Genomic DNA, 18,636 nt, shown 5'->3' on the forward strand with positions numbered 1-18,636 from the left:
GCCCCGTCGGGCGACGCCTCACCCCCGCGGCACCCGCACCACGCCCTCCTGGATGACCGAGATCGCGAGCCGTCCGTCCCGGGTCCAGATGCGGGCCTGGCCCAGACCCCGGCCGCCCGCGGAGGACGGGGACTCCTGGTCGTACAGGAGCCAGTCGTCGGCGCGGAAGGGGCGGTGGAACCACATCGCGTGGTCCAGGGACGCGCCGACCACGTCGCCGACCGCCCAGCCGCCACGGCCGTGGGCGAGGAGCACCGAGTCGAGCAGCGTCATGTCGGAGACGTACGTCGCCAGGCAGACGTGGAGCAGCGGGTCGTCGGCGAGCTTGCCGTTGGTGCGGAACCACACCTGCGACCGGGGCTCGCGCGGCTCGCCGACGCTGCCCCAGGGCGGGGTGTCGGCGTACCGCAGGTCGACCGCCGCGCGGGCCTCGATCAGGCGTTCGGCGACCGGGGCCGGGAGGTGGCGCGGCAGGATCTCGGCGGCCGTCGGGAGGGTCTCGGGGTCCGGCGCGGGCGGCATGGCCGCCTGGTGGTCGAGCCCTTCCTCGTACGTCTGGAACGACGCCGAGAGGTGGAAGATCGGCTGGCCGTGCTGGACGGCGACGACCCGCCGCGTGGTGAAGGAGCGGCCGTCGCGGATGCGGTCCACGGTGTAGACGATCGGCGCGCCCGGGTCACCGGGGCGCAGGAAGTACGCGTGGAGCGAGTGGGCGAGCCGGTCCTCCGGGACGGTGCGGCCGGCCGCGACCAGCGCCTGTGCGGCGACCTGGCCGCCGAACACGCGCGGGACGAGGGCCGACCGTGACTCGCCGCGGAAGATGTCCTGCTCGATCCGCTCCAGGTCGAGCAGATCGAGCAGGGCGTCGAGCGCTTCCGTCACCTGGCTTACAGGCCCATCGACTTGGCGATGATGGTCTTCATGATCTCGCTGGTGCCGCCGTAGATGCGGTTGACGCGGTTGTCCGCGTACAGGCGGGCGATCGGGTACTCGTTCATGTAGCCGTAGCCGCCGTGCAGCTGGAGGCAGCGGTCGATGACGCGGTGGGCGACCTCGGTGCAGAACAGCTTGGCGCTCGCGGCCTCGGCCGGGGTCAGCTCGCCGGCGTCCAGGGCCTCCAGGGCGCGGTCGGCGACCGCCTGGGCGGCGTCCACCTCGGCCTGGCAGGCGGCCAGCTCGAACTTGGTGTTCTGGAAGGACGCGACCGGCTTGCCGAAGACCGTGCGGTCGGTGACGTACTGCTGGGCGAACCGGATGGCGGCGGCGGCCTGCGCGTACGCGCCGAAGGCGATGCCCCAGCGCTCGGAGGCCAGGTTGTGGCCGAGGTAGGAGAAGCCCTTGCCCTCCTCGCCGAGGAGGTCCTCGACCGGGACCTTGACGTCGACGAAGGCCAGCTCGGCGGTGTCGGAGGTCTTCAGACCCAGCTTGTCCAGCTTGCGGCCGACCGAATAACCCTCGGACTTGGTGTCCACCGCGAAGAGCGAGATGCCGAAGCGGCGGTCCTCGGCGGTGGGGGCGGCGGTGCGGGCGCAGACGATGACGCGGTCCGCGTGGACACCGCCGGTGATGAAGGTCTTGGCACCGTTGAGGACGTAGTGCGTGCCGTCCTCGGAGAGCTTGGCGGTGGTCTTCATGCCCGCGACGTCGGAGCCGGTGCCCGGCTCGGTCATCGCCAGCGCCCACATCTCCTCGCCGGTGACGAACTTCGGCAGGAAGCGCTTCTTCTGCTCGTCGGTGGCGAGCATCTTGAGGTAGGGGAGGGCCAGCAGGACGTGCACGCCCGAGCCGCCGAACTGCACGCCCGCGCGCGCCGTCTCCTCGTACATCACGGCCTCGAACTTGTGCGTGTCCAGGCCCGCGCCGCCGAACTCCTCCGGGACGTTGATGCCGAAGACGCCCAGCTCGCCGAGCTTGTAGTAGAAGTCGCGGGGCGCCTGGCCCGCCGCGAACCACTCGTCGTAGACGGGGACGACCTCGGCCTCGATGAAGGCGCGGATGGTCTCCCGGAACGCCTCGTGGTCCTCGTTGAATACGGTACGGCGCACGAGCCGCCTCCTTCGGTTCCTGTCCTGGTCCGGCCGGTCGCTCCGACGCTCCGGCATGTGCCTAAGCGCTTGCTCAGCCTATGTCAGACGAAGTTACTCATCGGTCACCCGGTCTGTCCAGACTCCGCGTCTGTGATCCAGCGCCCTTCGGCGGAGTCGTACAGGTACGCCGGCCTCCCCGCGGTCCCGCTCGTGCGGAAGGGCTTCCCGCCGTCCGTGATCCGCACCGTCCCCGAACGGCCCCCGGCGCTCCACTCCAGCTCCAGGTACCAGCGGCAGTCACAGCCCGCCGTCCGGGCGGAGACGAGCAGCTCCTCGGGGTCGGAGGAGGTGACCTTGTACGGGAAGGAGACGGCCGGGATCGTCCGGACCTCGGCGCCGGAGGCGTCAACGCCGTCGACGGGCCTCGCGAGCGGGCGCGGCCGGTCGAGGTCCACGGCGAAGTGGCGGGGGGTGACGGCGCCGCCGCAGCCGTTGTCCATCCGGTACGCGGTCCACGGCAGTGGTGCGGCCCGGTCGACCACGCGCACGTGCAGGGCCTGGAGGACGACGGCGTCGGACGGCGACCGGCCCTGGAGCGTGATCCGCACCAGCGCCTCCCCGCCGTGCACGGCACCGTGCGTCCCGGCCCACGCCCCGGAGTCGGCCGCGACCGGCGGCGGGGCGACCGCGCCGGGGGCCCGGTCCACGAGGTAGGTGTGCCCGCAGCCGCCCTGCCAGAGCTCGGAACCGATGGTCCAGGTGAAGGGGAGGGGGGCTGCGGTCCGCCCCGGAGGGGTGGAAGCGGGAGCGGGGGCGGGGGTGGAAGCCGTACGGGTGGGGCGGCCGAGCAGGGCGGCGGCGAGGGCGAGCACGACGAGGGCGACGGCGGCGGCGACGAGGAGGGGAGCGGGGACGGCACGACGGGGGCGGGCGCGGGGCGCCTCCGGCGCGGTCGGGTCCGGGGTGGGGCCGGGGCCCGGTTCCGGGGTGGACGGTTCCGGCGGCGCGGACGGCACAGGCACAGGCGGAGGCGAGGGCATGGGCGAGGCCGTTCGGCGGCGGGCGCGGTCCGCCTCCGTCCAGGCCGCCTCCAGGGCCCGCCGTTCCTCCTCGTCCGCCCCGCACAGCAGGGCGAGGCGGTCGACCACGGCGAACCCCTCCGGGACGGCCGCGCCCGAGCAGTAGCGGTGGAGTGTGGACGCGCTGACGTTCAGGCGCCGGCCCAGCGCCTCGTAACTCCTCCCGTCCCGCGCCTTCAACGTGCGGACGAGCCCCGCGAACTCCTCGACGGCGGCGTCCTTCGGCATTCCATCCCCCTTGATCCCGCATCCCATCCTTCACGTCCCTGCACGTCAACGGGGGTGGAATGGTTCCGGGACGGAGAGTGGGCGCGTGATCGTTGCAGGCGGCGGGCGCCGGCCCCACGCTGATTGAGCACTGACCGAGCGAACGACCCGACGGGGGATCCGCCACCATGAACAAGCTCCGTACCGCACTCGCCACCGCCGCCGCTGCCGCCCTGGGCCTCGCGGCCCTCGCCACGGCACCGGCGCAGGCCGCTGCCCAGCCCGCCTTCCTCGCCGCCTCCGAGATGCCGAAGTCGTCGACGCCGTGGACCGCCTCCAAGGTCTTCGCCGGCGTCCCGGAGAACGGTGGCACCCTCTGCGCCCCGTACAAGATCCCGGCGCAGAACAGCCGCTACCGCGATTTCAGCAACGAGCTCGACGCCTACGGCGTCCAGATCACCAACGTCGCCCGCACCGAGGCCGACGCCGTGAAACTGGTCGACACCCTGCGCAAGTCCCTCGCCGGCTGCGGCTCCCAGCTGAAGCAGCAGAACCCGGGAATGCAGGCCGTCAGCGGCTACCACGGCAAGCTCGCCGTCGAGGAGGGCGCCTGGGTCTACAGCCTGGACACCGCCGACCCGCGAGTCGGCAACAGCGACATCCACCTGTTCGCCGTCGGCCGCGACGGCCGCACCGTCACCCTCGTCCGTTGGGGCCAGATGGGCGACCTCAAGGACGCCCCGCTGACCGCCTTCCGCACCACGACGAAGACCGCCGTCAACAAGCTCCACTGATCCGGGGGCTCTCCCAAGGGTTCACCACAGCTCCGCAGCGGCGCGTCCGGAACCTGGGCGCGCCGCTGTCGTCGCGTCCGGCGGCTCAGCGCCAGCGCAGCGCGAACCAGAGCTCCATCCGCACCTCCGCGTCGTCCAGATCCGCCTCCAGCAGCGCCGCGCACCGCGCGATCCGCTGCCGCACGGTGTTGCGGTGCACCCCGAGCGCGGTGGCCGTACGGTCCCAGCTGCCGTGCAGCGACAGCCAGGTGCGCAGGGTCTCGGCCAGCGGCTCCGTCAGCGGGTGCAGCAGGTCGCGGGCGTACGCCGCCGCCTCTTCGGGCGCCACCAGCCCGGCCAGGCCCGCCTCCCGGTGGTGCCGTGCGAGCGGTACGTGCCCGGCCTCGGCGCGGCGCAGGGCGCGGGCGGCCTGGAGGTCCGCGTCGCCGAGCCCGTCGGGGGCGGCCGGCGCGCTGACCCCGAGCGTCCAGCCCGGGTGCGGCGACGGTTCCCGCCCCGCGGGCAGCAGGGCCCGTACGGCACCCTCGTCCCCAAGGTCCAGCAGCGGCGTGCCCAGCGGGGGCGGCGGGCCCTCGCCGCGGGCGTGCACCACCGTCCACGGGGCCTCGCCCAGCAGCGGGGCCACCTCGGCGGGCGCGGCGCCCAGCAGCAGGCGCACCAGCGCGGTGGAGCGCGCGGCCTCGTCGGCGCCCTGGTGCGGCGCGGTCAGCAGTGACAGCAGCACCACCGCGACGCCCGCGATCGTGTGGTCGCCCGGTTCGCGGCGCGCGGTGGCGAGCGCCAGCGTCAGGCGCAGGTCGCCGCCGAGCGCGTACGCCGCCAGGTGCAGCCCCGCCGCCGCGTCCGACGCCGACGCCGGCGGCCGCGCGCCGGTCCGCACCACCCCGACCAGGCGCACCAGCGCCTCCCGGACCTCCGGCTCCACGGGCCGCCCGGCCGCCGCGTACTCCGTGCCGTCCGGCGCGTACAGGGCGGCGCGGCCCGACAGGCGGGACGCCAGCGCGTGCAGCACCGCCGGTACCGGGTCCGGCCGCGCCGCCGCGGTCGCGAGCGACTGCTGCGCCTCCGTCACGCGCCGCAGCTCGTGGTGGCGTGCCTGCGCCATGAGCCGCCACACCGCCCGCCCCACCGCCGCGAACGGCGTCCTCGGCGGCACCTCCAGCAGCGGCAGCCCATGGCGGGCGCAGGCCGCGACCAGGGCCTCCGGCACCGTGTCGTAGACCGGCGTCACACCGAAGCCCAGCGCCGCCGCGCCCGCCGCGACCACGCGCGCGACGTACCGCTCGGGGTCCGTCAGCTGCACGCCCGCCGTCAGCAGCAGCTCGCCGCCGAGCAGATACGGGTACGGATCGGCCATCTCCGAGGTGTGCACCCAGTGCAGCTCCGCCTCCGGCGACCCGGCGATCAGCCGCAGGCCCAGGTCCTCGCGGGCGAGGAGCGCCGAGAGGGGGATGACCGGCCCGGGCGGGGTCGGCGCCGGTGTCGCCTCGGGCATGGACACTTCCTCCATCAAGAAGGGGAGTAGTGGAGGAAACGTACACTTCTGTCGGGCTTCCCAGCCACCTACTGTCGGGTGCAGGAGTACGAAATCCGCACTTCCGAATGTCCGCAGTCCGAACCGAAGGCAGAAGGCGACCGATCATGACCAGCAGCACCCCCGAGACGCCGCGCGGCCCCATCGACTCGTCCCGCATCCCGCGGTACGCCGGACCCGCGACGTTCGCGCGGCTGCCGCGGCTCGACGAGGTCGGCACCGCCGACGTCGCCGTCATCGGCGTGCCCTTCGACTCCGGCGTGTCGTACCGCCCCGGCGCCCGCTTCGGCGGCAACGCCATCCGCGAGGCCTCGCGCCTGCTGCGCCCGTACAACCCGGCCCAGGACGCCTCGCCCTTCGCGCTCGCGCAGGTCGCGGACGGCGGCGACATCGCCGTGAACCCCTTCAACATCAACGAGGCCGTCGAGACGGTCGAGGCCGCCGCCGACGACCTGCTCTCCACCGGCGCCCGCCTGATGACGCTGGGCGGCGACCACACCATCGCGCTGCCCCTGCTGCGCTCGGTCGCCAAGAAGCACGGCCCCGTCGCCCTGCTCCACTTCGACGCCCACCTCGACACGTGGGACACCTACTTCGGCGCCGAGTACACGCACGGCACGCCGTTCCGCCGGGCCGTCGAGGAGGGCATCCTCGACACCGAGGCGCTCTCCCACGTGGGTACCCGCGGGCCGCTGTACGGCAAGCAGGACCTCACGGACGACGAGAAGATGGGCTTCGGCATCGTCACCTCCGCCGATGTCTACCGCCGCGGCGCCGACGAGATCGCCGACCAGCTGCGCCAGCGCATCGGCGACCGCCCGCTGTACATCTCCATCGACATCGACTGCCTCGACCCGGCCCACGCCCCCGGCACCGGCACCCCCGAGGCGGGCGGCATGACCTCCCGCGAGCTGCTGGAGATCCTGCGCGGCCTGTCCTCCTGCAACCTCGTCTCGGCCGACGTCGTCGAGGTCGCCCCGGCGTACGACCACGCCGAGATCACCTCCGTCGCCGCCTCCCACACGGCGTACGAGCTGACCACGATCATGTCCCGCCAGATCGCCGCGGCCCGCGCCTGACCCTCCCCCGGGCGTCCCGGTACCGTTCCCCCGAGCTCCGTGACCGCGGGGCCTCCACCGGGACCCCGGGGACCTTTGCCGTCACCCCGGGAAACCAGAGGCGAGTGAGCCGAAGGGGCGCGGCTGTATCGAAAGGGAGAACGCGCGGAGGGTCGTGAGGAACGAACGACCCGAGCACGATCGACCGTCGATACAGCCTTTGGCGCCCCGGAGGTGAACCGAGCCCCAAAAAAATGAGGGACCACACGCGTGACGCACGACCACGACCTGGTGCTGAGGCCCACCGCCGCGCAGACGGCCGCCGCCCTCAACCCCCCGCCTGGCCGCACCGGCGGCGACCTCGTCGTGGAGACGCTGGCGGGGCTCGGGGCCACCACGGTCTTCGGTCTGCCCGGCCAGCACGCGCTCGCCCTGTTCGACGCGGTGGGCCGGTCGACGCTCCGGTATGTGGGTCTGCGCACCGAGAACAACGCGGGTTTCGCCGCCGACGCGTACGGCAGGATCACCGGCGAGGCCGCGCCGCTGCTGCTGTCCACCGGGCCGGGCGCCCTGCTGTCGCTCGCCGCGCTCCAGGAGGCCGCCGCGGCCAGCGCGCCCGTGGTCGCCCTCGCCAGCCAGGTTCCGGCGGCCGGGCTCGGCGGCGGTCGCCGCGGGCACCTGCACGAGCTGCGCGACCAGCAGGCCTCCTTCCGCGACGTCGTGAAGTCCGTGCACACCGTCCGTACGGCGTCGCAGATCCCCTCGGCCGTCGCCGCCGCGTGGCGTTCCGCGCTCACCGCGCCGCACGGGCCCGTCTGGGTCGAGATCCCGCAGGACGTGCTGGCTGCCGAGACCTCCCTCCCGGTCGTCACCGCCCCGGACGCCTTCCCCGACGAGCTGGTGCCCCGCCCCGAGCTCACCGCCGTCGCCGCGCACCTGCTGGCGCACGCCGAGCGGCCCGCGATCATCGCGGGCGGCGGAGTCGTACGCTCCGACGCGTCCGGGAAGCTGCGGGCCCTGGCGGAGCGGCTCAAGGCGCCGGTGGTGACGACCTTCGGCGGCAAGGGCGCCTTCCCCTGGACCCACCCGCTGTCCCTCCAGTCCTGGCTGGAGGACCGCCACATGACGGAGTTCCTGGAGGACGCGGACGTCCTGCTGGTCGTCGGCTCCGGGCTCGGCGAGCTCTCCTCGAACTACCACACCTTCGCCCCGCGCGGCCGGGTCGTCCAGATCGAGGCCGACCTCGGCAAGCTGGAGTCCAACCACCCGGCCCTCGGCATCCACGCCGACGCGCGGCTCGCGCTCTCCGCCCTGCTGGAGACGCTGGAGGCGGTTCCGCCGCGCGAGGACGCCGGCGCCGCCGAGCGCGTCCGTACGGTGCTGGGCCAGGTACGCGACCGGCTCGCGGCCCAGGACCTCGCGCTGGAGCAGCGGGTGCTCGCCGCCGTGCGCGAGGCTTTGCCGGACGACGCGCCCAGCTTCTGGGACATGACGATCCTCGCCTACTGGGCCTGGTCCGCCTTCGACGCCCGCCGCCCCAACACCATGCACTCCGCCCAGGGCGCGGGCGGCCTCGGCTACGCCTTCCCGGCGGCGCTCGGTGCGGCGTTCGCCGACCCGACCACCCCGGTCCTGGCCGTCTCCGGCGACGGCGGCGCCATGTACTCCCTCGCCGAGCTGGCGACGGCGAAGCAGTACGGCCTCGACGTCACCTGGCTCATCGTCGACGACGGCGGCTACGGCATCCTGCGCGAGTACATGACGGACGCCTTCGGCCGGGCCACCGGCACCGAACTGGCCCGCCCCGACTTCGTCGCCCTCGCCGGGTCCTTCGGCGTCCCGGCCGTCCGTACGACACCGGACGCGCTGCGCGAGGATCTCGCCGCGTCCCTCGCCACGCCCGGCCCTTCGGTGGTCGTCCTCCCGGCCGTGCTGCGGATGTTCGCGCCGACGCACCTCACGGCACCGGCCGCGGACGGTTCATGAGACGCCCGTGTTTCTCCTCGTAGAGCGCCCGCTGGGTCTCGTAACCCGCGGTGAACTCGGCGGCCTCCGCCACACCAAGATTGCCGGCGGGCAGGCCGCCGGCCGGGACGAAGCCGGGTATCGCGGCGAAGACCTCGGCGGCGGCCTCCGCGTGGGCGGGGCTCCGCCGTACCGCGAGGTGCAGGTGCTCGCCCACCGCCCGCAGGTGGCGTAGCAGCACGGTCCGCGGCGGCTGCATGGCCCTGCGGACCTCTTCCGGGCGCGCCATCCCCTCGCCGCCCGTGCCGATGACGCTCAGCGCCTCCAGCGTCGCGTACAACTGGCCGCAGAGGTACGGAGCCCTCCGCTCACCACCCGCCATGACCGTCCCCCCGTCCCGTTCCCTCGATTTCCCTCGATGGCCGCCGGGACTGACTACCCCTCACGAGGTGCGCGGGAACGCGGTTTCCGCGCGTCGCGCCGTAGATCGCGTACAACCTTCCGGCCGGTCACGCGTCTGGAAAGGCGTGACATCCATATTCCGCCATCCCCGGCGCGGCGCGCTCCGCGCCGCCCTCGCCCTCGGGGTGCTGCTGCCCGTCGTCGCCACGGCGACGCCCGCGAGCGCCGCGCCCCCGGCCGTGACGTGCACGTCCGGCAAGTCCGGACTGGCCGCCAAGCTGTCCCAGGACATCGCTGCGGCCCTCAAGGGCCGCACCTCCATGACGGCCGTCGTCGTGCACGACCGCGTCACCAACACGCACTGCGAGCTCCGCCCGACGCAGAAGTTCGACTCGGCGAGCATCGTGAAGTCGACCGTCCTCGCCGCCCTGCTGTGGGACGCGGGCAAGCAGGGGCGCGGGCTCACCCAGCGCGAGGTCGACCTGACCACGGCCATGATCACCAAGTCGGACAACGCCTCCACCAGCACCTTGTGGAAGCAGCTCGGCGTGACCAAGATCAACGCCTTCCTGCGGGCCGCCGGCATGACCCAGACCGTGCCCGGCTCCGGCGGCTACTGGGGCCTCACCCAGATCACCGCCCGTGACCAGCGCAAGCTGCTCGACCTGGTCTCCGTACGGAACACCGTCCTGACCGAGAGCTCCCGCTCGTACATGCGCAAGCTCATGCGGAACGTCGTCTCCTCGCAGCGCTGGGGGACCCCCGCCGGCGCGCCCGCCGGCATGACCGTCCACGTCAAGAACGGCTGGCTGTCGCGCGCCACGCACGGCTGGCGCGTGCACAGCATCGGCGTCTTCTCCAGCAGCACCGCCAACTACTCGATCACCGTCCTCACGCACGACAACAAGACGATGAACGACGGCATCAACACCATCCAGGCCGTCTCGCGGGTGGTCCACCGCGACCTCAACCCGACCCCGTCGACGATGGGCAAGACGTTCCAGCTGCCCGCCGTCCCCCAGGAGGCCATGCCTCCGGTACCGGAGACGGGACCCGCCCACCCGGCGGGATGAAAATCGCATTTCAGCGTGTTGGTGCTTCCGGCGGAACAGACAACGGGAGGCACCAGTGGCGGCGGCGGACACGACCGCGGAACGAGGATGGGCACGGCGGCTGGCCGGTTACGCCTGGCGATACCGGCGCAACGTCGTACTAGCCCTCGGTTCGTCCCTCGCGGGCATGGCCGTCATGGCCATCGTCCCGCTGATCACCAAGATCGTCATCGACGACGTCATCGGTTCGGGAACCCGGTCCCTCGCCGTATGGACCGGGCTCCTCATCGCCGCCGCCGTCGTCGTCTACGCCCTGACGTACGTCCGCCGCTACTACGGCGGGCGCCTCGCCCTCGACGTGCAGCACGACCTGCGCACCGAGATGTACGACACGATCATGAGACTCGACGGGCGGCGTCAGGACCAGCTGTCCACCGGGCAGGTCGTCGGCCGCGCCACCAGCGACCTCCAGCTCATCCAGGGCCTTCTCTTCATGCTCCCGATGACCATCGGGAACATCCTGCTGTTCCTGATCTCCCTCGGCATCATGGCGTGGCTTTCCCTCCCGCTCACCCTCGTCGCCATCGCCGTCGGCCCCGCCCTGTGGTTCATCGCCAAGCGCAGCCGCACCCGCCTGCACCCCGCCACCTGGTACGCCCAGGCCCAGGCCGGGCACGTCGCGGGCGTCGTCGACGGCGCCGTGTCGGGCGTGCGCGTGGTCAAGGGCTTCGGGCAGGAGGAGCAGGAGACGCAGAAGCTGCGCGAGGCCAGCCGCAAGCTGTTCGCCGGCCGCCTGCGCACCATCAAGATGAACGCCCGCTACACCCCGGCGCTCCAGGCCGTGCCCGCCCTCGGGCAGGTCGCCATGCTGGCGCTCGGCGGCTGGCTCGCCACCCGCGGCCAGATCACCCTCGGCACCTTCGTCGCCTTCTCCACCTACCTCGCCCAGCTCGTCGGACCCGTCCGCATGCTCGCCATGGTCCTCACCGTCGGCCAGCAGGCCCGCGCAGGCGTCGAGCGCGTCCTGGAGCTCATCGACACCGAGCCCGTCCTGAAGGACGGCACGAAGGAGCTCCCGGCGGACGCGGCCGCGAGCGTCGAGTTCGACGACGTGTCCTTCGCCTACGAGGACGGGCGCCCGGTCCTGGACGGCTTCTCGCTGGAGATCCGGCCCGGCGAGACCGTCGCCGTCGTCGGCTCGTCCGGCAGCGGCAAGTCCACCGTCTCGCTGCTCCTGCCCCGCTTCTACGACGTGACGCACGGCGCCGTCCTGGTCGGCGGGCACGACGTGCGCGAGCTGACCCTCGCCTCCCTGCGGGACGCCATCGGCCTCGTACCCGAGGACAGCTTCCTCTTCTCCGACACCGTCCGCGCGAACATCGCCTACGGCAGGCCCGACGCGACCGACGACGAGATACGCGCCGCCGCCCGGGCCGCCCAGGCCGACGGCTTCATCGGCGAGCTCCCCGACGGCTACGACACCAAGGTCGGCGAGCACGGGCTCACCCTCTCCGGCGGCCAGCGCCAGCGCATCGCCCTCGCCCGCGCGATCCTCACCGACCCGAGGCTGCTGCTCCTCGACGACGCCACCTCGGCCGTCGACGCGCGCGTCGAGCACGAGATCCACGAGGCGCTGCGCTCCGTCATGGCCGGGCGCACCACCCTCCTCATCGCCCACCGCCGCTCCACCCTGAACCTCGCCGACCGGATCGCCGTCCTCGACGACGGCCGGCTCTCCGACATCGGCACCCACGACGAGCTCCAGGAGCGCTCCGCGCTCTACCGGCGGCTGCTCACCGACCCCGACGAGCTCGGCGGCGTCTCGCCCGGCCACGCCCTGCCCGTGGACGTCCCCGAGGACCACACCGTCCGCGAGGAGCTCGACGCCGAGTTCGACGCGGAACGCGGCATCACGCCCGCCCTGTGGGAGCGCGACGCCGACGCGGCCGGCGCCGGTGGCGCCTCCGAGACCCCCGGCGCCACGCCCGAGCTGCTCGCCCAGGTCGACGCCCTGCCCCCGGCGGCCGACACCCCGGACATCGACGAGGCGCGGGCGGTCACGCCCGAGGAGTCGTACGGGCTGCGCCGGCTGCTGCGCGGCTTCGGGCTGCCGCTCCTCGTCAGCCTCGGGCTCGTCGCGCTCGACGCGGGCGCGGGCCTGCTGCTGCCCGTCCTCATCCGGCACGGCATCGACGAAGGCGTCGAGCAGCTCGCCCTCGGCGCGGTGTGGGCCGCGTCGGCCCTCGGGCTGCTGACCGTCGTCGTGCAGTGGGTGGCGCAGACCGGCGAGATCCGCATGACCGGCCGCACCGGCGAGCGGGTGCTGTACGCGCTGCGGCTGAAGATCTTCGCGCAGCTGCAGCGCCTCGGGCTCGACTACTACGAGCGCGAGCTGACCGGCCGCATCATGACCCGCATGACGACCGACGTCGACGCCCTGTCGACGTTCCTCCAGACCGGGCTCGTCACCGCCTTCGTCTCCGTGGTCACCTTCTTCGGCATCATGGTCGCCCTCGTCGTGATCGACCTCCAGCTGGCCCTCGTCGTCTTCGCCACCCTGCCGGTGCTCGTCATCGGGACGGTGTTCTTCCGCCGGTCGAGCGTCAAGGCGTACGAGCTGGCGCGCGAGCGGATCAGCGCCGTCAACGGCGACCTCCAGGAGTCGGTGTCCGGCCTGCGGATCGTGCAGGCCTTCCGGCGCGAGCGCACGGGCGCGGCGCGCTTCGCCGAGCGCAGCTCGGAGTACCGCGAGGCGCGCGTCCGGGGCCAGTGGCTGATCTCCATCTACTTCCCCTTCGTGCAGCTGCTGTCGTCCGTCGCCGCGGCGGCCGTCCTCATCGTGGGCGCGGGCCGCGTCGAGGCGGGCACCCTCACCACCGGCGCCCTCGTCGCGTACCTCCTCTACATCGACCTGTTCTTCGCGCCCGTTCAGCAGCTGTCGCAGGTCTTCGACGGCTACCAGCAGGCGACGGTCTCCCTCGGCCGCATCCAGGAGCTGCTGCGGGAGCCGACCTCGACGGCCGCGCCCGCGCGGCCGCGTTCCGTGAGCGCGCTGCGCGGCGAGATCGCCTTCGAGAAGGTCTCCTTCGCCTACGGGGACGAGGAGGAGGCGCTGGCGGGGGTCGACCTGCGCATCCCCGCCGGTCAGACCGTCGCCTTCGTCGGCGAGACCGGCGCCGGCAAGTCGACGCTCGTCAAGCTCGTCGCCCGCTTCTACGACCCGACCGCCGGCCGCGTCACCGTCGACGGCGCCGACCTGCGCGAGCTCGACCTCACCGCGTACCGCCACCGCCTCGGCGTCGTCCCCCAGGAGGCGTACCTCTTCCCGGGCACCGTCCGCGACGCCATCGCGTACGGGCGCCCCGGGGCGAGCGACGCGGAGGTCGAGGCGGCGGCGCGGGCCGTCGGCGCGCACGACATGATCGCCACGCTCGACGGCGGCTACCTCCACGAGGTCGCCGAGCGCGGCCGCAACCTCTCGGCCGGCCAGCGCCAGCTGATCGCCCTCGCCCGGGCCGAGCTCGTCGACCCGGACGTCCTCCTCCTCGACGAGGCGACGGCGGCGCTGGACCTCGCGACGGAGGCCCAGGTCAACGCCGCGACCGACCGCCTGGCCGGGCGCCGCACCACCCTGGTGGTCGCGCATCGGCTCACCACGGCGGCCCGCGCGGACCGCGTGATCGTCATGGACCACGGCCGCGTGGCGGAGGACGGCACCCACGAGGAGCTCCTGGCGAGGGGCGGGCGGTACGCCCGGCTGTGGGCGACGTTCGTGGGGGAGGCGCCGCTGGTGGCGTGAGGGTGGCTCGGCCCGGTGGGTGCGGACGCTGCGCGGTGCTTGCTGCCCGGTGGGTGCGGGTCGGGTGCCGGGGGTTCCGGTGGGGGGTGGTCGGACTCTCGTTCACCGCGCTTCGCGCGAGTTCAGTCGTTTTACGTCCGACCGCCCCCCACGCTCCACCCCCGACCCCCTCACGACGGTGGCCCCTCGCGCCGCCGGTGCGTGCAACCCCCGGTGGGTGGCTTGAGGCCGTTCCCTGGCCCCATGGACCTGCCCGTCGGCACGCCCCGCGTACGTCCCTCGCCGACCAGGGCCTGGTGCACAAGCCCCGCGGCGCGAAGCTGCCGCGTACCGGGGTGTGGGGGCGCCAGCCCCCGGTTACGGGAAGGGGAGGGGTGGGGGAAAGGCACCGCGCAACCGAGCGGCGTCCTCGTGCGTCGTACGCATGTACGCTCACGAGGCGAAGGAGTGCAAGGGTGTTCGGTGGTGCGACGGCCGCGGCCGGGGCGACTAGGCGACTGTTCACGCACGTCCTCGCGGTGCTCGTCGCCGTGAGCGCCCTCACCCTCGCCGGGCACAGCGCCCCCGCCGAAGCCGCCGCGGCCTGCTCCGGACGGCTCGTCAAGACCGTGCCGTTCTCCACCGGAGAGCTGAGGATCTACAAGAGCCGCCAGTACGCGTGCGCAGTCACCGTCGCCAAGAAGCCGGGCGTGCGCCGCGCCATGTTCGTCTCCATCCAGGCGCGCGGCGGCCGTGCGGCGATCGACAAGGGACGCTTCACCCGGCAGGCCGGCCCCGTGACGGTGTACGCCCTCAACCGCTGCGTCCGCGCGTCCGGCACGGTCGCCGGCAAGGGCGGGAGCACCGGCTGGTTCCTGTGCTAAGCGAGTAACCGCCTCTGGTGGCGGCGGTGTTGGCCCCGCTAGGTTCACGGGCGACCACCGTGACCCAAGTGGAGGGTGCATGCGTAAGGCGCTCAGATGGCTGCTGTCGCTCGTGGTGCTCATAGGCACCGTGAGCGCGACCGGTACGGCCACGGCCACCGCCGTCGTACCGGCCGACAAGGACAGGGACATCAAGGACCGCATCCTGGCGATCCCCGGGATGACCCTGCTGGAGGAGAAGCCCTACCCCGGCTACCGCTTCTTCGTCCTCGGCTACACTCAGCCGGTCGACCACCGTGACCCGGCCCGCGGGACCTTCCAGCAGCGCGTCACCGTGCTGCACAAGGACACCGCACGCCCCACGGTCTTCTACACGAGCGGGTACGAGCTCGGCACCCGCCCCTGGCGCAGCGAGCCGGCGGCCATCGTCGACGGCAACCAGGTCGCCATGGAGTACCGCTTCTTCAGCCCGTCCCGCCCCGAGCCGGCCGACTGGTCGAAGCTGGACATCTGGCAGGCGGCCTCCGACCAGCACAGGATCTTCGCCGCGCTGAAGCCGCTGTACGACCGCAAGTGGCTGGCCACCGGCGTGTCGAAGGGCGGCATGACGGCGACGTACTACGAGCGCTTCTACCCCCGGGACATGGACGGCGTCGTCGCGTACGTCGCGCCCAACGACGTGGTGGAGAAGGAGGACTCGGCGTACGACCGGTTCTTCGCGACCGTCGGGACCAAGGAGTGCCGCGACCGGCTCAACGCCATGCAGCGCGAGGCGCTGGTGCGCCGGGAGCCGCTGCAGGCGAAGTACCGCGCGTGGGCGGAGGAGACGGGCGCGACGTTCACCACCGTCGGCAGCCTCGACAAGGCGTACGAAGCGGTCGTCCTCGACTTCGTCTGGGGCTTCTGGCAGTACCACACCGAGGCCGAGTGCGCCGACATCCCGGACGCCGCCACCGCCTCCGACCAGACCGTCTACGACACCATCGACGGCTATTCGGGCTGGTCGTACTACACCGACCAGGGCCTGGAGTGGGCGGTCCCGTACTACTACCAGGCCGCGACCCAGCTCGGTTCGCCGAGCCTGCGGATGGACCACCTCAAGGGGCTGACGCGGTACGGCTACCAGCCCGCCCGCGCCTTCGTCCCGCGTGACGTACCGCTGCCCCGCTTCCAGGCGTGGGCGATGCGGGACGTCGACACCTGGGTGCGCACGCGGGCGCGGGGGATGCTCTTCGTGTACGGCGCCAACGACCCGTGGGGCGCGGAGCGGTTCCGGGTCGACCGGGGCGCCCGCGACAGCTACGTCTTCGCGGCGCCCGGCGCCAACCACGGGGCGAGCGTCTCCGCGCTGGTCGAGGCCGAGCGCGTGAAGGCCACGGCACGGATCCAGGCGTGGGCGGGCATCGCCCCGGCGCCGGTCCGCACGGTCCCGGGCCTGGACAAGCGCACGCTCGTGCGGGAGCAGACGCTGCGGCCGTAGGACGGGGTGGTGGCGGCCGGGCGGGGCGTGGTCCCGCCCGGCCGCCGCGTTCAGTACGTCAGGCCGTAGCCCATCGGGTACAGCACCTGCGCCGGGTCGTCGGCGCGCTGCACCGGCACCGGCAGCCGCCCCCCGGGCCGCGCCCGGCCGGCGATGACCCGCGCGGCGGCGCGCAGTTCGACGTCGGTCCAGGAGTACGCGGCGAGGGTGGCGCGCTGGCCGCTGAGGCGTGCGATGTCGTACGGGTTGCGCAGGGCGACCGTGACGACCGGGACACCGGTCGCGGCGAGCCGGGACACCAGCGTGCGCTGGCTGCTGGTGGCCGAGACGTTGTACGTGCCCACGACGACCGCGTCCTTGCCGGCCGACGCCGCCACCGCCTCGTCGATCTTCGCGGTGGAGGGCGCCGTGCCGGTGGAGAGGACCGACGCCGTGAAGCCCAGCTCGGTGAGGGCGGCGGCGAGGGTGGCGGTCGGCGGCCCCGTGGTGCCGGAGGGGGACGCCGGGTCGGCGCCGACGACGAGCAGGTGGGGCCGCTCGCGGCGGTCGAGCGGCAACAGGCCGCCCTCGTTGAGGAGGAGCGTCGTCGTCCGTTCCGCGATCCGGTCGGCGGTGGCGAGGTGGAGGGGAGAGCCGACGGTGCGGTCCACGCCCTCGTGGGTGACGTACGGCTCGCGGAAGAGGTCCAGCTTCGCCTTGAGGCGCAGGATGCGCAGAATCGATTCGTCGATACGGGCTTCGCTGATCTCGCCGCTCTGTACGGCCTTGAGGACGGCGTTCCAGGCGGTGGGCAGGTGCGGCGGGTTGAGCAGCTGGTCGCAGCCCGCCTTCAGTGCGAGGACGGGCACGCGGGCGTCGCCGTACTTGGTGCGGACGCCTTCCATGCCGAGCGAGTCGGTCACGACCACGCCGTCGTAGCCGAGGCGCTCGCGCAGGATGCCGGTGAGGATGGGGTGGGAGAGGGTCGCGGGGTCCTCTGCCGGGTCGAGGGCCGGGACGACGATGTGCGCCGTCATGATCGAGTCGATACCGGCGGCGATGGCCGCCCGGAACGGCGGCGCGTCCAGCTTCTCCCACTGCTCGCGGGTGTGGCCGATCCTCGGCAGCCCGTAGTGGCTGTCGACCTCGGTGTCGCCGTGGCCGGGGAAGTGCTTGGAGGTGGCCGCGACCCCGGCCCGCTGACACCCCTTCACCTGGGCGGCGACCAGCTCGGCCACGGCCTCGGGGTCGGCGCCGAAGGAGCGGACGCCGATGACGGGGTTGGCGGGGTTGACGTTGACGTCGGCGACGGGCGCGTAGTTCTGCCGGATGCCCATCGCGGCGAGCTCCCGTGCCCCGACGCGCGCGGCACGCCGGGCGTCGGAGCGGGACCCGCCCGCGCCGAGCGCCATCGCGCCGGGCAGCAGGGTGGCGGGTTGCCCTATCCGGGCGACGACACCGTGCTCCTGGTCGGTGGAGATGAGGAGCGGTACGGGCGTGGGCTGCGCGAGCCCGGCGCGCTGGATGCCGTTGGACAGGTCGGCGATCTGGTGCGGGTCGCGGGTGTTGTGCGCCCAGGTGAAGTAGATGACGCCGCCGACGTGGTACCGCTCGACGAGCTCGGCGGCGGTGCGCACGCCGATCTCCTTGAGGTTCGCGTCGACGTCGGCCGGGTCCGGCGCGGTGGCGGAGTGCCCGTACACGCGCGAGACGAAGAGCTGGCCGACCTTCTCCTCCAGGCTCATGCGCGCGACGAGCTGCTGGAGGCGCCGGTCGTCGGCGGCCCGCGCGGGGGTGGCCACCCCGGTGGCGGCGGCGGCCGCCGCGGCGGCGGTGACGGTGAGGAGGGTACGTCTGGAGGTGGTGGCGCGGTGGTGCACTGGTGCTCCTTCCGGCCGTGCGGAGGGGGAGTGGGGGGCGGTGAAGGAAACTGCCAAGGAGTCACGCTTAGCCGGAAAGTAACTGCCAGGTCAAGAACCGGGACCGCACCGCGCGACAAAGCCCCCGGCGCGGCCGCGCGGCTCACACGCCCTGACGGGCGGCGAGCATGAGGGCGAGTGGCCCGGCCGGCAGGAGGAAACGACCGGTCGCTGCGGCGTCGATGGCCTTCTGCAGGGGCCTCCAGGACAGCTTGAAGTCCCCTTCGGTCGGGGTGAGCTGCTGCGCGCCGAGGGTCAGGCCCTGTGCCTCGAACAGAGCGCGGACTTCCCGGTCCACGTAGTGCCCTACTTGAGCCAGGGCCTGGGTGGCGCCAGCGCGACAACTGATCCGCGAACGGCTGCGGCCGGCGGTGATCCACCCTGTGCGACTCTCGGCTGACGTCTGGTCGGCCGCGCGGGCGATGAGGCGGCATCGATCTTGCGGCCCTGGGTTGACGACCGGGCGGCTGTAAGAGCG

General features: G+C 73.2%; 14 protein-coding genes. 7 read left to right on the forward strand and 7 right to left on the reverse strand.

Features of this window, described 5'->3' with window-relative positions:
- Nucleotides 1-18: 18 nt before the first annotated feature.
- From tesB to ACZ42X_RS18370, 3 genes are all read right to left on the reverse strand, one after another.
- Entirely contained in the window at nucleotides 19-882 is an 864-nt protein-coding gene (gene tesB, locus ACZ42X_RS18360; RefSeq protein WP_468290719.1) for an acyl-CoA thioesterase II, read from the reverse strand.
- Nucleotides 883-887: 5 nt separating this feature from the next.
- Complete coding sequence (locus tag ACZ42X_RS18365) at nucleotides 888-2,045, reverse strand: acyl-CoA dehydrogenase family protein (RefSeq protein ID WP_468290722.1); 1,158 nt, start codon at nucleotides 2,043-2,045, stop codon at nucleotides 888-890.
- Nucleotides 2,046-2,149: 104 nt separating this feature from the next.
- Entirely contained in the window at nucleotides 2,150-3,334 is a 1,185-nt protein-coding gene (locus ACZ42X_RS18370) for a helix-turn-helix domain-containing protein (RefSeq protein WP_468290725.1), read from the reverse strand.
- 167 nt (nucleotides 3,335-3,501) lie between these two features.
- On the opposite strand from ACZ42X_RS18370, the gene ACZ42X_RS18375 reads away from it, so the two are divergent.
- Complete coding sequence (locus ACZ42X_RS18375; protein ID WP_468290728.1) at nucleotides 3,502-4,107, forward strand: hypothetical protein; 606 nt, start codon at nucleotides 3,502-3,504, stop codon at nucleotides 4,105-4,107.
- An 85-nt stretch (nucleotides 4,108-4,192) separates the two neighbouring features.
- Here ACZ42X_RS18375 and ACZ42X_RS18380 read toward each other — a convergent pair whose 3' ends face one another.
- Nucleotides 4,193-5,602, reverse strand: coding sequence for a helix-turn-helix domain-containing protein (locus ACZ42X_RS18380; protein WP_468290731.1), 1,410 nt, complete (start codon nucleotides 5,600-5,602; stop codon nucleotides 4,193-4,195).
- 146 nt (nucleotides 5,603-5,748) lie between these two features.
- On the opposite strand from ACZ42X_RS18380, the gene speB reads away from it, so the two are divergent.
- Both speB and ACZ42X_RS18390 read left to right on the forward strand, forming a co-directional pair.
- Complete coding sequence (gene speB / locus ACZ42X_RS18385; RefSeq protein WP_468290734.1) at nucleotides 5,749-6,720, forward strand: agmatinase; 972 nt, start codon at nucleotides 5,749-5,751, stop codon at nucleotides 6,718-6,720.
- 249 nt (nucleotides 6,721-6,969) lie between these two features.
- On the forward strand, nucleotides 6,970-8,685 hold the full coding sequence (locus ACZ42X_RS18390; protein WP_468290737.1) for a thiamine pyrophosphate-binding protein: 1,716 nt from the start codon (nucleotides 6,970-6,972) through the stop codon (nucleotides 8,683-8,685).
- Here ACZ42X_RS18390 and ACZ42X_RS18395 read toward each other — a convergent pair.
- Complete coding sequence (locus ACZ42X_RS18395; RefSeq protein ID WP_468290740.1) at nucleotides 8,657-9,046, reverse strand: hypothetical protein; 390 nt, start codon at nucleotides 9,044-9,046, stop codon at nucleotides 8,657-8,659. The genes ACZ42X_RS18390 and ACZ42X_RS18395 overlap by 29 nt on opposite strands.
- Before the next feature lie 154 nt (nucleotides 9,047-9,200).
- Between ACZ42X_RS18395 and ACZ42X_RS18400 the strand changes: the two genes are divergently transcribed.
- From ACZ42X_RS18400 to ACZ42X_RS18415, 4 genes are all read left to right on the forward strand, one after another.
- Nucleotides 9,201-10,139: a serine hydrolase gene (locus ACZ42X_RS18400; protein WP_468291215.1), complete on the forward strand. Its 939-nt coding sequence runs from the start codon at nucleotides 9,201-9,203 to the stop codon at nucleotides 10,137-10,139.
- Between the two features lie 55 nt (nucleotides 10,140-10,194).
- A complete protein-coding gene (locus ACZ42X_RS18405) occupies nucleotides 10,195-13,917 on the forward strand; it encodes an ABC transporter ATP-binding protein (RefSeq protein ID WP_468290743.1) in 3,723 nt (1,240 codons plus the stop codon).
- A 455-nt stretch (nucleotides 13,918-14,372) separates the two neighbouring features.
- A complete protein-coding gene (locus ACZ42X_RS18410) occupies nucleotides 14,373-14,780 on the forward strand; it encodes a hypothetical protein (protein WP_468290745.1) in 408 nt (135 codons plus the stop codon).
- Nucleotides 14,781-14,859: 79 nt separating this feature from the next.
- Entirely contained in the window at nucleotides 14,860-16,260 is a 1,401-nt protein-coding gene (locus ACZ42X_RS18415) for an aminopeptidase (protein WP_468290748.1), read from the forward strand.
- 50 nt (nucleotides 16,261-16,310) lie between these two features.
- Here the strand turns inward: ACZ42X_RS18415 and ACZ42X_RS18420 are convergent, their stop codons facing one another.
- Both ACZ42X_RS18420 and ACZ42X_RS18425 read right to left on the reverse strand, forming a co-directional pair.
- Nucleotides 16,311-18,119: a glycoside hydrolase family 3 protein gene (locus ACZ42X_RS18420; RefSeq protein ID WP_468290751.1), complete on the reverse strand. Its 1,809-nt coding sequence runs from the start codon at nucleotides 18,117-18,119 to the stop codon at nucleotides 16,311-16,313.
- Between the two features lie 142 nt (nucleotides 18,120-18,261).
- Nucleotides 18,262-18,456, reverse strand: a complete 195-nt coding sequence (locus tag ACZ42X_RS18425) for an NUDIX hydrolase (protein ID WP_468290753.1) — start codon at nucleotides 18,454-18,456, stop codon at nucleotides 18,262-18,264.
- Between the last annotated feature and the right edge of the window lie 180 nt (nucleotides 18,457-18,636).

The sequence above is a fragment of the Streptomyces sp. NPDC030862 genome (genome assembly GCF_055571835.1).

Coding starts and splice junctions, on each gene's coding strand:
- ACZ42X_RS18370 (WP_468290725.1), bottom strand. CDS start 3,334: ATGCCGAAGGACGCCGCCGTCGAGGAGTTCGCGGGGCTCGTCCGCACG.
- ACZ42X_RS18375 (WP_468290728.1), top strand. CDS start 3,502: ATGAACAAGCTCCGTACCGCACTCGCCACCGCCGCCGCTGCCGCCCTG.
- ACZ42X_RS18380 (WP_468290731.1), bottom strand. CDS start 5,602: ATGCCCGAGGCGACACCGGCGCCGACCCCGCCCGGGCCGGTCATCCCC.
- speB (WP_468290734.1), top strand. CDS start 5,749: ATGACCAGCAGCACCCCCGAGACGCCGCGCGGCCCCATCGACTCGTCC.
- ACZ42X_RS18395 (WP_468290740.1), bottom strand. CDS start 9,046: ATGGCGGGTGGTGAGCGGAGGGCTCCGTACCTCTGCGGCCAGTTGTAC.
- ACZ42X_RS18415 (WP_468290748.1), top strand. CDS start 14,860: ATGCGTAAGGCGCTCAGATGGCTGCTGTCGCTCGTGGTGCTCATAGGC.